12 protein-coding genes and 1 pseudogene are annotated in these 16,454 nt (G+C 41.8%); 5 read left to right on the top strand and 8 right to left on the bottom strand.

Going from position 1 to position 16,454, the window contains the following annotated elements; translation table 11 throughout:
• Positions 1 to 139 precede the first annotated feature (139 nt).
• Positions 140 to 1,465 (top strand): APC family permease, encoded by a 1,326-nt coding sequence (locus tag IQ259_RS12575; RefSeq protein ID WP_193885145.1) that lies wholly within the window; start codon positions 140 to 142, stop codon positions 1,463 to 1,465.
• 9 nt (positions 1,466 to 1,474) lie between these two features.
• Here the strand turns inward: IQ259_RS12575 and IQ259_RS12570 are convergent, their stop codons facing one another.
• The 5 genes from IQ259_RS12570 to IQ259_RS12550 form a co-directional block, all read right to left on the bottom strand.
• Positions 1,475 to 2,971 carry an NAD(P)/FAD-dependent oxidoreductase gene (locus IQ259_RS12570; protein WP_193885143.1) on the bottom strand — a complete coding sequence of 499 codons (1,497 nt, stop codon included), beginning with the start codon at positions 2,969 to 2,971 and terminating at the stop codon, positions 1,475 to 1,477.
• Between the two features lie 112 nt (positions 2,972 to 3,083).
• On the bottom strand, positions 3,084 to 4,175 hold the full coding sequence (gene cobD, locus IQ259_RS12565; protein WP_193885141.1) for a threonine-phosphate decarboxylase CobD: 1,092 nt from the start codon (positions 4,173 to 4,175) through the stop codon (positions 3,084 to 3,086).
• A gap of 26 nt (positions 4,176 to 4,201) precedes the next feature.
• The gene (locus tag IQ259_RS12560) at positions 4,202 to 4,486 is read right to left on the bottom strand and encodes an HU family DNA-binding protein (RefSeq protein ID WP_193885139.1); all 285 of its coding nucleotides are present in this window, start codon (positions 4,484 to 4,486) and stop codon (positions 4,202 to 4,204) included.
• 339 nt (positions 4,487 to 4,825) lie between these two features.
• Positions 4,826 to 5,098 (bottom strand): hypothetical protein, encoded by a 273-nt coding sequence (locus IQ259_RS12555; protein WP_370568021.1) that lies wholly within the window; start codon positions 5,096 to 5,098, stop codon positions 4,826 to 4,828.
• A 673-nt stretch (positions 5,099 to 5,771) separates the two neighbouring features.
• Complete coding sequence (locus tag IQ259_RS12550) at positions 5,772 to 5,912, bottom strand: Rrf2 family transcriptional regulator (protein ID WP_228014506.1); 141 nt, start codon at positions 5,910 to 5,912, stop codon at positions 5,772 to 5,774.
• 771 nt (positions 5,913 to 6,683) lie between these two features.
• On the opposite strand from IQ259_RS12550, the gene IQ259_RS12545 reads away from it, so the two are divergent.
• Positions 6,684 to 8,870 carry a hypothetical protein gene (locus IQ259_RS12545; protein WP_193885136.1) on the top strand — a complete coding sequence of 729 codons (2,187 nt, stop codon included), beginning with the start codon at positions 6,684 to 6,686 and terminating at the stop codon, positions 8,868 to 8,870.
• Between the two features lie 316 nt (positions 8,871 to 9,186).
• Positions 9,187 to 12,063, top strand: coding sequence for a calcium-binding protein (locus IQ259_RS12540; protein ID WP_193885134.1), 2,877 nt, complete (start codon positions 9,187 to 9,189; stop codon positions 12,061 to 12,063).
• Positions 12,064 to 12,180: 117 nt separating this feature from the next.
• Here IQ259_RS12540 and rppB read toward each other — a convergent pair whose 3' ends face one another.
• The 3 genes from rppB to IQ259_RS12525 all read right to left on the bottom strand — a co-directional run bounded on the left by rppB (position 12,181) and on the right by IQ259_RS12525 (position 15,250).
• Positions 12,181 to 13,509, bottom strand: coding sequence for a two-component system sensor histidine kinase RppB (rppB, locus tag IQ259_RS12535; protein WP_193885132.1), 1,329 nt, complete (start codon positions 13,507 to 13,509; stop codon positions 12,181 to 12,183).
• Between the two features lie 5 nt (positions 13,510 to 13,514).
• Positions 13,515 to 14,249 carry a two-component system response regulator RppA gene (gene rppA, locus IQ259_RS12530; RefSeq protein WP_193885130.1) on the bottom strand — a complete coding sequence of 245 codons (735 nt, stop codon included), beginning with the start codon at positions 14,247 to 14,249 and terminating at the stop codon, positions 13,515 to 13,517.
• Positions 14,250 to 14,458: 209 nt separating this feature from the next.
• Entirely contained in the window at positions 14,459 to 15,250 is a 792-nt protein-coding gene (locus IQ259_RS12525; RefSeq protein ID WP_193885129.1) for a peptidylprolyl isomerase, read from the bottom strand.
• A 314-nt stretch (positions 15,251 to 15,564) separates the two neighbouring features.
• On the opposite strand from IQ259_RS12525, the pseudogene IQ259_RS12520 reads away from it, so the two are divergent.
• Positions 15,565 to 15,841: pseudogene (locus IQ259_RS12520) on the top strand (IS4 family transposase); the annotation flags it as partial.
• A gap of 184 nt (positions 15,842 to 16,025) precedes the next feature.
• A complete protein-coding gene (locus IQ259_RS12515; protein ID WP_193885127.1) occupies positions 16,026 to 16,286 on the top strand; it encodes a hypothetical protein in 261 nt (86 codons plus the stop codon).
• Positions 16,287 to 16,454: the final 168 nt, after the last annotated feature.

Below are 16,454 nucleotides of genomic sequence, written 5' to 3'. Positions count from 1 at the left end.
AATTAGGCAACACATTCAAACCCCACAACCCAGACCAAATCAGAGTTTCTTAATTACGAATTACGAATTGGTATTACGATGAATGGTAAAAAGTGCTGTATCTTATGGGTAACTAGCTAAAGAATCAGATGTAAGGAATATGCAACAGCAAAAACCTACACAATCACTCCAGCGGCAATTGGGAGTGTTGGGTGCGATCGCCTTGGGTTTAGGTTCTATTGTCGGTGTCGGCGTTTTTGTGAGTGTGGGTATTGCATCGGGGGTTGCTGGGCCGGCTGTGATTATTTCTGTAGCGATCGCTGCTTTGGTGGCTATCTGCAACGGATTGAATAGCGCTCAACTCGCTGCTAGTCATCCTGTTAGTGGTGGGACATATGAGTATGGCTACCGATACCTCAACCCTTGGCTAGGGTTCACGGCTGGCTGGATGTTTCTCGTTGCTAAATCGGCTTCGGCTGCTACGGCTGCTTTAGGCTGTGCTGGCTATTTACTCAATCTTTTGGGGATACCTGCTAGTAATTACTTAGTTCCCACGGCTTTAGTGGCGGTAGTTCTGCTGACATTAGTTGTGCTGACAGGAATTAAGCGGTCAAATGTCATCAATATAGCGATCGTCTCTATCACGCTGTTTTCTTTGCTATTTTTTATAATTGCTGGTTTACCTGTAGTTTTATCCGCAGGTTTAGATAATTTCACACCTTTTTTTCAACCCATTGCCGATAACACAAAAAACCCCATAGCCGCAGTTTTACAAGCAACAGCACTGATGTTTGTCGCCTACACTGGTTATGGCCGGATTGCTACTATGGGCGAAGAAGTTAGAGAACCAGAACGCACCATCCCCAGAGCCATGATCATCACCCTGGGAATTACGATGCTGCTATATATTGGTGTGGTAGTTGTGGGTATTGGTGCAGTAGGCGCTCCTACTCTAGGCGCAGTTACCAGTAAACAAGTTGCACCTCTAGAAGTTGCTGCACGCACTTTCAATATTCTGGGTAGTAGTTGGATTATGGCAATTGGTGCAGTCACAGCAACATTAGGAGTATTGCTCAACCTGATTTTAGGCTTATCTCGCGTATTGTTGGCAATGGGTCGCCGTCAAGATATGCCAAGTTTTGTCGCTCGTTTGAATGCGTCGAGAACTACACCTTATATTGCTGTATTAATTATGGGTACAGTGATAGCTTGTCTAGTTTTGATTGGTGATGTCAGAACAACTTGGTCATTTAGTGCTTTTTCTGTATTAATTTACTACGGCATTACAGATTTATCCGCATTACAAATTCCAGAAGAACAACGACTTTATCCTAAATGGATCGCATGGGTAGGTTTATCGGCTTGCTTTTTTCTGGCGTTTTGGGTGGAACGGCAAATTTGGTTAGTTGGTGTGGCACTAATTATAGTTGGACTAATTTGGAAAACCGTCATCCGCAAGCTGGTTATGAGTTTTCCTCAGGAATAAAAGCAGGATTTATAAATTCCAATTTCGCCGAAAATGGAAGAAGCTTTCTAATCTGTCTTGTAAAGCTGGATTGTTATTTAATTTTTGTTGATGCCATTCTTGTGCAGTTTGGGTCAAAATTTCTGAGAAATTGGGATGGACAGGAGCTAAGTTAGCTAAATGTTTGACTTTAATTTTTTGGGCTATAGCTAATGCAATTATATTAATTAATTCTGCTGCTGCTACACCTAAGATAGTGGCTCCTAAAATTTCGCCATTGCGTAGCACAATTAATTTACAAATACCTGTAGTTTCGCTTTGAATTTGTGCTGCTGTTAAAGATTTAAAATATTGTCGTAAAACTAAAAATTCATGATTGCGAAATTGCCGTTTTGCCTGTGTTTCTGTTAAACCAACTTGCGCTAACATTGGGCAAGTAAATATTCCCCAAGAAATATGTTGATAATTGACGTGCAATCTGGGGAAGAAGAGGGCATTATTGAGAGCAATTCTCGCTTCATAATTAGCAACGTTAGGGAAATCGTAACCACCAATCACATCGCCACAAGCATAAATGCGTTTGTTGGTAGTTTGCAGTTTATCGTTGACTATTAAGCGATCGCAGTACGATTTCACACCTGCTGCTGCTAAATTTAAAGACTCGAAATTTGGTTTTTGTCTTGTTGCTACTAAAATTTCATCAGTTTCAATTGCTTTGTCTCCGGCTTGAATCCATTTTTTATCTTCAATTTGTCTGACTTGAGTGACTAGTGTTTGAGTCAGAACGCGCACACCATCAACTTCTAATTGTGCCTGGAGTAGTTGAGCAATTTCAGGATCGATATTTTGCAGAATATAAGGATATTTAATTACTAGGGTGACATTGCAACCCAAACGGGCTAAAGTTTGAGCTATTTCAATACTTTGAGGCACACCGCCAATAATTACCCAGTTTTGGAGTAGTGTTGGTTTTTTGAGCGACTGCCAAATGTTAGCTAAGGTAATGTAACCAGTGGCTTGTAAACCTTCAATGTTGGGAATGGCTGGACGGGAACCACTAGCTAGTAAGTAAGTACGTCCGCGTAGCAAGCGGAGGATTTGATGTTGTGCAGAGTATGATGATTTTTTATCATTGTCATAAATGGCAAATGCCAAATGAGGTGAAGATTGAAATTCACCCTGACCAAAAATTACATCAACTCCCAGCGCTGCTAGTGTAGCTAGAGAATTCAGTTCGCGGATATTGGCAGCAACTCCGTCTGCGTATAGCATTGCCTCTTGCCATGCAACGGATATGTGGCATTTTTCTGCAATGTCGGCATGGTTGGTATGTATACCAAAGCCTGCTGCATCATTGAGAGACTGTAGGCGGTTAGCAATTTCGCAGAAAGTGTGGTGATAAATAAATCCGTAATTTATTTGTGGTTCTACTAAAGCAACTTTGGCTTGCAGTTTGGTTGCAGCCAAAGCAGCATAGCGTCCGGCAAGACTGCCGCCAATAATCACGACATCATAATCAATACTCATTTAGTCATTTGTCAATGGTCATTAGTTAATTGTAGAGACGCTAATCGTCTCGTCTCTACAAAAAAGATCAACATAATTCGTCGTTGGTATTCTTAATTACGAATTACGAATTCTAGAGTAATGCTCGAAGCGCTGTTAGTAAGCGCTGATTGTCAGACACAGAACGCACTGCCACTCGAAAGAAGCGATCGCCTAATTCTTTAAAGCTCAGGCAATCTCGAATTAAAATCTGATGGTGTTGGAGTAATTGTTGCTGTAACTGCGAACTTGATTGTTGTGATTCCACAAGTAAAAAGTTCGCCGCACTAGTGTGAGGCTGCAATCCGGGAATGGTGGCCAAACCCTGAAACAGTTGGTTTCGTGTAGGTGGTAGCCATTGCCAGGTTTGCTGTTGGAAATTGCGATCGCTAATTACCGCAATTGCAGCAGCCGCAGCTAGATTGTTGACAGGCCAAGGATCGCGCCATGACTGCCATCGTAATAGGCAATCAGGGTGGGCGATCGCATATCCCAATCTTAGCCCTGGTAGACTGTAAAATTTGGTGAGCGATCGCAACACGACTAAATTTTCATATTCCTGCACCACGGAAATTAGGCTTTGTTCTTCTTCGGGTGGCAAAAAATCCATAAACGCTTCATCCACCACTACCAAGGCAAACTCTTCTAACAGAGGTAAAATTTCCTGCCGCGAAAATAATTTTCCCGTTGGATTGTGGGGATTGTTTAACAGTAGTCCTTTGTCATTGTTGCTTTGTCCTCGAAGTTCTAAGGGAAGTTTATCTTCACTCAGACTCCTGTCATTGTTTATTAACAAATGACTTAAATCAATGGGAAACTCCAGAACTTTAGCGTTATCAGCCGCTAGGGTGCGGTAATAGTCACCAAAGGCTGGAGTGATCAAGATTGTTGCAGCTAACGCCGCTAATTCTCTACCCACCAAAGTTAATAATTCTGCTGAACCGTTACCAGGCAAAATCCACTCTGGTGGTAATTGATGGAAGTGACTGAGAGCTAGTCTCAGTTCACTATATTCTGGTTCTGGATAGTGCCTCAGACTACTAATTTGAGACTTAATCGCTGCGATCGCACTATCCGGTGGCCCTAAAGGGCTGATGCTTGCAGAAAAATCAAGAATAGCATCACGGGGACAGCCAGCCAGTGCTGCTGCCCAGGCTAAGTTTCCCCCGTGTGCTGGTTGCTGCATCAAAATAAAAATCCCGTAAACAAAACCTAAGATTTTGGGGGTGCGACTCTTTCTCTAAAGAGTTTACCAGCGGAGAAAGCAGGCACTTTAGTTGCCGGAATTTCCATTTTCTCATTGGTTTTGGGATTACGACCTTCACGGGCTTTGCGTTCCCGTGATTCAAAGGAACCAAACCCTACTAGTGTGACTTTATCTCCAGAGGAAACCGCTTCAATAATGGTTTCCAAAGCAGCGGTTAAAACCTGATCTGCTTGTTTTTTGGTAACACTAGCCTTTTCTGCCACTGCATCAACCAATTCGCCTTTGTTCATATAAACTCCTTCAGATTTACTTGAGATTTGTTAGAGATGCACCGTGTAGCATCTTTACTGAAATCTCTGTTTGCAGAATTACAAAAATCGCTTCTAGGGAGTATTTTTACTCAAAACGGCTACACATCCCGTAGACTCGACTTTTCAATGAATCATTCTAAGGTGTAGAAGCCTGAAGTGGATATATGAAACCGTTAATTTATATGGATTTCAGGATTTTTTGTGTTTTTTGGGGTTGTATTGCACTCAAAACCACCCCTAAAGTAGGAAAAAATACTTAGTAAAAACCCCTGTTGCGAGAGAAACAATTAAATTATTGGACAAGAGAAAAATCTGGATTCATGTCTGGTTGCTTCCTGATGAGACAATTTCTCCAGGTAATATTATGCCAGAGGCGATCGCTTCCAATTTCTCCCCATTAAGGATGGTAAGCTTGCCGCCTCGGCTATAGGCAATGACTGATTTCAGACTTTTCAGCAGCCGCACACGTTCTTCGTAAGTAATTTCAATACTCCGTGCCATGTGATAGTAAAATAACTTAACATTTAATACTGCACCTTGGAGAGTTGAAACGCTGCCTGATGTCGTTGCAAAGTACTGAATCAATCTCACCAAACGCACAATTGCTCTTTCTGACAGTAAGCTTAGTCAGGCCAGAGGTAAGAAACATGCACTCGCCACGCACCTACTTAGTCTACAGCTTCTCCTCATAGAACTGCCGCTAGTTCAGAAACTCAGCCAATTAGGCAAGCTTCAACAAAAGCAAAGCGCCTGGAAGCATTTGTCGGGAAAGCCTCAAGCAGAGAATTCTACCTCTGACTAAGTATATTCTTGGCGATCGCTGGTCACAAGTGAAGGTATGCAAAGGTTTGGAACGTTTTACTGTTTACCTTATAAATACCTTCTTTTCAGAAAATGAAATTCAGATGAAATTCTTCTCTGCTTAAAGATAGATATAAAAGATAACAGCACATTTGTTAGTGCCACTTTTTTATAAAAATGAAATTCAGATGAAATTCTTCTCTGCTTAAAGATGGATATATGAAATAACAGCACATTTGTTAGTGCCACTTTTTTATAAAAATGAAATTTAAATGAAATTCTTCTCTGCTTAAAGATGGATATATGAAATAACAGTGCATTTATTGATGTAATTTTTTGTAAAAATGAAATTTAAATGAAATACATTTCAGTCTAAAGACTGAGGTAAATTATTAAAATATTGTCTGGATGATATAGTAATTAGCTAACAAATCAAATATAGTGACAAAAGGTAACACAGTATCTAAAATTCCACGCATCTATAAACATTTAAAACTGTAATCTGCTTGGATTGTCGTACCAGAGTATAGCCATTATTGGCATCACGTATGCTTTGAATTAGACCACCACATCTTAATGTCTTTAGCAGATGATCTAGTCTCAAAAACGTGTTCTGTATTGGCTAAAAGCTTTATAGTGCAGGCATTGTAGCTCTCAATCAAATATGCCTTACCACCCTGAGCTTTTGCAAATTCTCATTACCGTTGATGCTAATCCAAACTCCAGATATTGAGGACTAACCGGAATAGTATTAGCAGATAACTTAAAAAAAAAGGTGATTGCTTCTTCTCCGGCAGTCACCTTTTACTTAGTCAATGCGAGCCTCAATTATGCCATAAATACAAACAATAATCTAGATTGTAAAATCATGATAAATAAAATTTACAGGCAATATAAAGTGATAATCTCTTAAGAGGAGAAAGCATTTGCTATCATCGCTACCATTTAGATACAGTTCATAAAATATGAGTTAAGACCAGGTTAATAAACATACATTTGAGGAAAATCTTAACCTTGCAGCTTGATAAAAGATTGGAAGGGTTTGTTTAATTCGGCATCAGTAAAATTTTCAAGCGTGAATAGAGCAATTATTAAATTATTAGTAAAGAGATGCTGAATTTACTGGTTATATATTGTATCTTTTATTTATGTTGAAACAGTGTATGTTTCTGATAGTGAGGCAGTATGAATCATCACCTAGTTGATGATTGATAGCCTTATAAGAAGCAACTTTCCTATGAAAATCTAGAAACTTATGAGAGAGCGAAACATCTTGAAGTTTACGCGCAAGCGTAAGCTTCCAACTTTGCTATTGATAGTATGTTGTTCATTTGCCCTTGCCATATTCTCGACGGCTCTATTTCCAGAGGTCGGTTTGGCAAACATTTTCTCCTCTGCTCCCATTGGGAGTAATACCCCTGATAATGCTGCATTACTGGCTCAACGACAAATAGAGGTTACAGCCAATGTATTTGATGTAGCAGAACCAGGCCCAGGAACTGTATTTACTCCAGCAGAACGTGTACCTCGTCGGAAGTTTGGTGTTGTCGGAACCTTCCCTCTGGGTCTGAAAGACCTTGATGCGTTGGTCTATCCTTCTGCAACTCGCACACAACGTGAGGCGTTGGTAGAAGGGATAGAGTTCTTTACAACACCCCACCTCGCAATAGAAGGTGCGGGGCCAATTGCCAACCAACAGATGTGCTTGGGTTGTCACTTGAGTTCAGCAGAGGCAACACCCAACAGCCGAGTAGTGCGTGACGTTTCTAACGTATCCCGCGCTGCACGTTCGACACCAACTAACTTCAGGTTTACAGCCATCGACCCAGCTACTGGTGGTGGAAGGCCAGCCGATAACCTTGATGCCATCAATAACACTGGGCGGACAGCTGCCTTTACAACCTTCGGTGACTATAACCCCACACAGAATATATTCGATCCTCTTGATGGGACTGCCCGAAATGGAGCCTCACCACGTCTCGGTGGCTTTGTTCAACACGTCCGTTTTTCCATCCCAGAGTGTCTGCCTGAGCGCATTCCAACAATTGCTGAAGACCCGAACTTACCCAACGTTGATCCGGTAACAAAACTTAGCTCCCTTGGTTTCAGAAGAGGTGTGGTAGAGTTTGCCGGGCCTCCATATATTGGTCGTGGTTTGATGGAAGCTATTCCTACAAATGACATCCGACGCTTTGAGGATGAAGGTTCTGATAGCCAAAGTATCCCCTCATCCCTTAACAATGCAGCTATCTTCGCCTGTACAGGTGACTGTGTTACTGGTAAAACCAACACTATCCCTGTCCCTTCAGAGACTGCTATCACTGCTGGTTCAGCTTTTGCCGGTGGTGTAGGGCGCTTCGGTCTTCGGTCTAACGGTGTAGAAATCCTCCAGTTTGTTGCCGGTGGTCTTCAAGGAGAAGTCGGGTTCACAAGTATTCTGAACCGTCGTGAACCAACTGACTCTCCTACCAATGTTGGTCGCCCAGGCTGTAATGATCCATATCCTGACACACCAGCAGATTCGTCGCTAGAAGCGCATCTCAGCGTACCATTGGGCGAACGGAACTTCCTTCGCATGACGGCTCCTCCGGAGTTTGGTGACACACTATTGGCGGTGTTGAATAATCCTACACGATCGCGTCCACCACAAAGTCCTGAAGGTCAAGTTAAGCGCGGAGCAGAGCTTTTTGGAATCGACTTAGTAGCCTTCTCTAACCGCATGATTCCAGGCCGCTTCCCAGCAGGTGGTGACGATCGCGATCCTAATGCTATCAACCGTCAAGATTCTATGGTTAGCTGTGTCACCTGCCATATCCCAGTTCAAAGAACAGGGCAGTCCCCAGCAACCACAACCAGAGACGGTGCGATCGTTGCTCAACATTTGAGCTATAAGTGGGCACCAATTTTCTCTGACCTACTTCTGCACAACGTACCTCAAATCGATGCAGAGCGTTGGGCTTCTTTACCTCGTGATCCACTAGTTGTTGACAGACAATATCAACCAACTCTCTCTAGAGAACAAGGTGCTACCACAGCTGTAGGTCGTTCCTTTGCTACCTTTGATATTCCCCGTAACTTAGCTGGCGACGTATTTGCAAACGGTCAAGCTGCTGCTTTTGGTGATGAGTTCCGCACACCACCCCTCATGGGCTTGGGTAGAATGGGTTCCCCATTCTTACACGATGCTCGTGTGTACTTGAGCAGACTCACATTTAACACCAACCCAGCTGGTACCGTATTCACCAACAGTCAAGTGACCAATGCGCCACTAGTAGTTCGCACCTTGGATGATGCTATCCGTGCAGCTATTGAGTTGCACGACTTACCAGTCCCCGATGATAGCCAGACACCTAACGTTCCTGGCGCAGGATGTCCAGTACCACCTGGTGGAGCCGTAGGCAATATTTCTTATGGCCCTTCACCAAGCAGTGTGATTTGTCCTCCTTACAATAGCGAGATTTCTAGAAACCACCGCAGTGATGCGAAGGAAGTGATTCGTCGCTATCGTGCTTTAAATCCTGCTGACCAGCAGGCCATGATTGAATTCCTGAAAGAGTTATAAAATTTACGACTACCTAAATATTCCTAGCTCTAACGGAATTTAATCTTTGTTCATTTTGATAATCACAGGAGAGATGAGCAATGCTCACCTCTCCTTTCTCTTACTTCACAAAATTGTCAGATACATCTGCATCTGTAAATTATCAAATTCAGAACTAACAGAGAGAAAAATCAAGGCATCGCATAATCCAGGAATGAATTGAATTGTTTTATCTCAATATCACAAAAATTATGCTAAAAGCCTCAACTATCAGTATTTCTTTTCTCCGTTAAAACAGCCAAGTTACTGAAAAAATCGATTTATTTAGGTAAAAGTTATGGCAAATATCAATGGTACGAACGGCAATGATAACCTCATTGGCACAACTGGCAATGATATTATTAGAGGCCTTGCAGGGAATGATACCTTATCGGGTAATGGTGGCAACGACATTATAGATGGTGGTGCTGGAAATGATAGCCTCAATGCTGCCACTGCTGTTGCCAGTTCCACAGGGAACAGTATCCTCAGAGGTGGAACAGAAGATGATTTTTTAGATATTACCAGTTCTTCAGGAAATAATCTTTTAGAAGGTGATGATGATAATGATACTCTACTAGCTATCTTTTCTCTTGGGAATAACACCCTGAGTGGCGGTGAAGGTGACGACATCATTGATATCAGTTTTTCCGCAGGAGACAATCTGGTTGAAGGTGGTAATGGGAATGATGAGATTTATGCAGAGCGAGTTGAAGGAAATAACAGCCTATATGGTGGTGCAGGTAATGACTCCTTCTTCATCAGCAACATTGTGCCACAAGAGTCAAGTTCCATAACAACAACTCAAATAGTCGATGGGGAGGATGGCGAAGATTATCTCTCAGTTGATTACAGCGATGCTGATGCACCGATTTCTTCATCTTTCAATAGTGCGACAAACATTGGCACAATCACCGCTGGAACAAATGAGGTGAGCTACAGCAACATCGAAAGTCTGAACATTATTGGTACAGAGTTCGATGATTTCATCACAATTAGCAATGCGCGTTTAGATGACAATATCGACTTGAGTGATGGAGACAACAACATCGCAGGTGAAGATGGCAATGACGTAATCCTAGCTTCCTTTACCACAGGAAATAACACCCTGAGTGGCGGTGAAGGTGATGACATCATCGATATCAGTTTTTCCGCAGGAGACAATCTGGTTGAAGGTGGTAATGGGAATGATGAGATTTATGCAGAGCGAGTTGAAGGAAATAACAGCCTATATGGTGGTGCAGGTAATGACTCCTTCTTCATCAGCAACATTGTGCCACAAGAGTCAAGTTCCATAACAACAACTCAAATAGTCGATGGGGAGGATGGCGAAGATTATCTCTCAGTTGATTACAGCGATGCTGATGCACCGATTTCTTCATCTTTCAATAGTGCGACAAACATTGGCACAATCACCGCCGGAACAAATGAGGTGAGCTACAGCAACATCGAAAGTCTGAACATTATTGGTACAGAGTTCGATGATTTCATCACAATTAGCAATGCGCGTTTAGATGACAATATCGACTTGAGTGATGGAGACAACAACATCGCAGGTGAAGATGGCAATGACGTAATTCTAGCTTCCTTTACCACAGGAAATAACACCCTGAGTGGCGGTGAAGGTGATGACATCATCGATATCAGTTTTTCCGCAGGAGACAATCTGGTTGAAGGTGGTAATGGGAATGATGAGATTTATGCAGAGCGAGTTGAAGGAAATAACAGCCTATATGGTGGTGCAGGTAATGACTCCTTCTTCATCAGCAACATTGTGCCACAAGAGCCAAGTTCCATAACAACAACTCAAATAGTCGATGGGGAGGATGGCGAAGATTATCTCTCAGTTGATTACAGCGATGCTGATGCAGCAATCTCTTCAACGTTCAATGCTTCAACCAACAGTGGCAGAATTACCGCAGGTACAAATCGGGTTAACTACAGCAACGTCGAAAGTCTGAATATCATTGGCACAGACTACAGTGATAGCATTGTCGGCAGCAATGGCAATGATACACTTTCTGGTGGTAGTGGTGGCAATGATCGGATCAATGGTGGTGCAGGTGACGATACATTAAATGTTGACTATTCAACAGGCAATAACCTTCTGAATGGTGGCGCTGGAAATGATGTGCTTTCCGCTATTGGTGCTTCTGGTAATAACACCCTCGATGGTGGAGTGGGTGACGACAGACTAATTGCGGATGATTCAACAGGCAATAACTTGCTGAATGGTTACAACGGTAATGATGAGCTTTCTGCTATTGGTTCATCTGGGAATAACACCCTCAATGGTGGTGCAGGTGACGATACATTAAACGTTGACTATTCAACAGGCGATAACCTGCTAAATGGTGGTACTGGTGATGATGAGCTTTCTGCTGTTGGTTCATCTGAGAATAACACCCTCAATGGTGGCGCTGGTAGAAACACATTAAATGTGAATCAATCTACCGGCAACAACGTCCTCAATGGTGACAATGCTGATGATTATCTGTCGGCGGTGGCTTCTGAGGGGAATAACATCCTCATTGCTAGAGGTGGGAACGACATATTAATTGTGGATAGTTCCAGTGGCAATAACTTACTAGATGCCGGTACTGGTAATGATGAGCTTTCTGCGATTGGTTCATCTGGTAAGAATGCCCTCAATGGTAGTAATGGTAATGACACATTGACTGTCGATGGTTCTAGTGGCACTAACATACTGAATGGTGGCAGTGGTAATGATTATCTTTCGGCTGCTGGTGCTTTAGGTAATAACACCCTCGACGGTGGTACTGGCAATGATATCCTGATTGGCGGGAATGGAAATGATTTTCTGATAGGTGGCAGAGGTAGTGATCTCATCTCTGGAGGTGGTGGTGCAAATACCTTTGTATTTAATAGTTTCAATGAAGGTACTGATACTATTAGTGACTTCAGCACAACTAATGACATCATTCAAATATCTGCTGCTGGTTTTGGTGGTGAATTGTTAGCTGGTTCACTTTCGATTAGTCAGTTTACTTTGGGAACATCTGCAACAAGTAGTGACCAGCGATTTATCTATAACAACACGACTGGTGCGCTATATTTTGACCGAGATGGTAGCACTGGTGGATTTAGACAGGTGCAACTCGTACAACTATCTAGTGCGCCTTCACTGAGTATCAGCAATTTTGTGATTGTTTAAAGATTTCTACAAAATAAATTATTTGCTAGTCATCTGGCACATTTGAAATAGTTCAGCAAAACAAGGTTGCGCTCATAGCGTGACCTTTTATTTATTAATGATTTGTGGAAGCGATAATTATAGAGGAAGCCGGATTGTAAATGTAGTACCCAAACCAGATTGACTTTGAACGTGAATATTCCCTTTGTGAGCTTGGACGATCGCCAAAGCAATGGCTAAACCTAAACCAGAACCACCAGAACTACGGGAGCGATCGCGATCTACTCGATAGAACCGATCAAAAATTCGCTGTTGATGTTCGGGTGCAATCCCAATTCCTGTATCTTGAACCTTTATAATTGCATAAAGCTCACTAACTTCTAAAAAAATAATAACTTTTCCCCCACTATGTGTTGCTTGAATTGCATTAATAATTAAGTTAGCAATTAAACGATAAAGCTGTTCTTCATTTCCCTGAACATAAACTTTTTTTGTAACTTGCATCTGCCTAGCGAGATTTACTTGATTCTCTATTGCTAAAAATGCTAACTCCTCAATTAAATCGCTAATTAAGTCATTCAAACAACAAAGCTGATATTCTACTGTTATTTGTTTTTGATCTATTCTTGTCAACAACAACAAATCACCAACTAATTGTGATAAGCGATAATTTTGGCGTTTGAGGACATCTAAAGTTCCATTATTTGATTTTGGTTCTTGCTGTAACTTGATAGCAGCCTCAATAGTAGAGTGCATTGCTGCTAAAGGTGTACGGAACTCATGGGCAGCATCAGCAGTAAATTGTTGCATCTGTTGATAGGAAGAATACACAGGTTGCATTGCCCTTTCTGCTAACCACCAACTAGACAAAGCAACAAAAATCATCGAAATTGGCAATCCCAAAATCAAAGTTAATCTCAAATCAGCCAGATGTTGCTCCAAATCAGTGATACTACGTGCTACTTGTAGATAACCTGAAACTTGGTTTTGAGTATACAAAGGTAAAGTGATTTGACGGTATCGAGTCCCAAAAGAATCAGTAATTATTTGCCAGCGTTGTGATGAGAAGGTAAGTTGTAATTTATCAAATCTTATACCTGTACTTGCAAATACTTTTTCCGAACTATCCAATAAGCGTACATAGTAATTAACCTGATTAGCAGCATCCTCTATTGGTTGTTTAATAATAGTTGTTTTAGGCAAACAGTTTGTAGAAGCTATACATAATTCTAAGGAAAGTTCTTGAGCAATTTGTTGTAAATGTCCAGGTTGTTGCCAAGCAGGTTCAATACTTTTATGAAGTGCCTTTGCTACTGATTTTAATCCCTGGTCTATAGTTTCATAATAAGTATGAGCAATTACAGTATAAACTCCTAAACTAGATAGCCCTAAAATACTACCCATGACTAGGGTATACCAAGCTGCTAATCTCAACCGAGTATTGTGGAAAATAGGATTGCGTTCCATATAAATTAACTGCCTATTTCCGTAGCCTGAATATTGAGACGATAACCTACACCATAAATAGTTTCTATCAAAGCTTCGCTGTCTTCTTCTCCTAATTTACGTCTCAATAAGCGAATTTGCGCTGCTACTACATTGCTGACTGGTGCTGCGCCAACTTCCCAAAGTTGATTAATAATCTGGTCGCGGTTGATAATTTGGTTAGGATGTCGCATGAAATATTCTAACAATTGAAATTCCTTAATAGTTAAAGATAAGACTTGCTTTTCACCGTTAGTATACTGGCGAGTTAGTTCATGAGTGTTGTAATTAAGTGTCAGGCAACCTATTTGTAAACGTCGGGGTTGGACTTGGGGTGTAAGCGTTATTCCTGTGTAAGAAGCCCGCCTTTGTAAGGCTCGCAATCTGGCCAGCAATTCTGCCATATCAAAAGGTTTAACTAAATAATCATCTGCACCGCTATCTAGACCAATAATTTTTTCTTCCATCCGGTCTTTAGCAGTTAGCATCAACACAGGTAGGGTTAATTGGTGATCGCGCAACCACTTACACAACTTTATGCCAGAAATTCCAGGCAACATCCAATCAAAAATCGCTAATGTGTACTCAGTCGAGCAGTTTTTGAGATATTGCCATGCCTGAGTCCCATCAAGAAACCAATCTACTACATACGCCTCATGACTAAGAACTTGTTTGATTGCTGCACCTAAATCCGCTTCATCTTCAACTAATATCAGCCGCATAGTCAACCCAGTGCTAAAAGCTTTCTTTAAATTATGCTGGCAAAAGAACGTCAATCAATTTTGGGTGTTTTGAGTCAATTTCCGAGAAAATTATTTATGTTAGTTTTCTTTGTGACAAAGCGGCTGTAACAGCCGCTTTGTCAAGGAGAATTTCTGCCCCTTTCTGCGTCGAGAGGGTTTGGGGAGAAGTTCATCGAACTCACGTCACTCTATTGAGGAACTTTTAGATTCTCTGCGCCTTGAGTGACTTTAGCAGAATCAATGCGATCGCCTTGCTGAATTTTGTTCACCACATCAAAGCCATCTGTGACATAGCCAAATACAGCGTAGTTACCATCCAGAAAACCCAAATCAGCTAATGCAAAGTAAAACTGTGAAGAAGCTGAGTCTGGTTGTTGCGATCGCGCCATTGCGATCGCACCTTGTTTATGGGTTAATTCTGGTGTTTTAGTTACACCAGCCATTTCAAAGGTTTTACTGTAAATTGGGCTGGCTTCACCTTTGGGTTTGATTTCTAAAGGTACATAACGTTCATTGCCACTTTTCGGGTCAATATAGCCGCCTGTCCCTAATCTACCAGCAGGAACTTTGGGGTCTTTCCCTTGAGGATCGCCACCTTGAGCGACGAAAGGTTGAGGATCGCGCACCACTCGATGGAATGCCAACCCATCGTATACACCTTTTTGGACTAAATCTACAAAGTTACCAGACGTAATTGGGGCATTTATGCCGTCTACTTCGATAGTGATTGGCGAACCTTTTACCGTCATCACCACAGTAGCTTTGCCTTCGAGCCGTGGTAAATTGTTCATTCCTGGGATACTCTCACTTATTGTTTCAGATACAGACGTTGCTTCAGTAGTAGTTGTGGTACTGGTTTCGGTGGCTGTAGATGTAGGAGATGAAGAATTAGAGCTAACTTGCTGCGTGGAACATCCTCCCAACATTAAAGCAGCGGCCATCAAAAACGTAACCAAAAATTTTGTCAATATTAAACGCATTTTCAGGTACTGACTCAACCAGAGTATCTTAGCCCAATTTGCAATACGCAATACTTCTCTACGAGAGGCTACGCGGTAATCGAGCGAAGTCGAGATTAGTTTATTTTCATACTTTACGCGATGTGCGACTGATTTTTAAAACCTCTCCCCTGCCAGGCTACGGTGTACACACAAGTCCAAGTAAAGTAATAAGGGAAGGAGTTGCGGGGAGTAAAAGGCAGTGGAAAATCCAATCAGAATACACGCGCAAGCAGTGGATGGAAAAGCATTTGGAGATCCGCGACTCTCTAAAAGGGGCATCATTGTACGAAGCTTTGGGAAAACATCAATCAGTGAGCATTCGCCGAATAAGTAAAAATAGAGCCGAACAAGATACTATCGGTTTTTGGAGAATGAGAATGTGACAGTAGGGGAATTAGTGGGAAGCCTATCAGACCACTGCGTATCTCATGTAGAAGGAAAGCATATATTAGCTATCAGTGATACCAGCGAAATTAACTTGCAGTCTCATGTAGGAAGATGGAAAGCCACAGGTTTAGGTGTGGAAACAACACAGATATAGGATTTTATATTCATCCGACACTAGTGGTCTACCAACCCAACATTGCCATGTAGATCGACCAGGGAAGGGGAGGTTTGGAGAGGGGTTTTAAAAATCAGTCGCACATCGCGTGAAATAATTCTTTAGTATAAACTCGCCAATTTGGCAATCTTTACAAGAAGTTTCGGGTACACTATAGACAAACAAAATCTAGTAAGTAGATAGCAGTAAATAGTGTACGCTTTACGACAAGAGCAAGCTAATTTCACCGCCTCGATAAACCAGTCATCTCTGATTGATCCCGCCGTCATCAGAGCAGCTGGCAAGATTTATTACACATATTGTGAGGTACATCCTGAAATCGTTGGGCAAGCTTCCGGGGTAGCAATTAATCGAGTTAATCATCGGGGTAAGGTGATTTTTACTCACCAACCCGTCCTCTTACCCCAAGAATGTTTTGTGCCTTTGAATCAAATTGAATCGCACATGTATTAAGTAGTCGGACACAATAAAATTCATGGGTGGAGATAGGCCACAGGTTAAAGGCTTCCGCCGTGAGCGTCAGCCGAACGGTTACAGGTTACAGTCAAAAATTTGTGTAATTAATTCTGCCTGATTACTTAGTCAATAGTCATTGGTCATTTGACAAAAGACAAATGACAA

Source organism: Fortiea sp. LEGE XX443 (assembly GCF_015206815.1).
Taxonomy (GTDB): Bacteria; Cyanobacteriota; Cyanobacteriia; order Cyanobacteriales; family Nostocaceae; genus Nostoc_B.
Note: the sequence above shows the minus strand (reverse complement) of the source record. Positions and strands in the feature narration are given on the sequence as shown.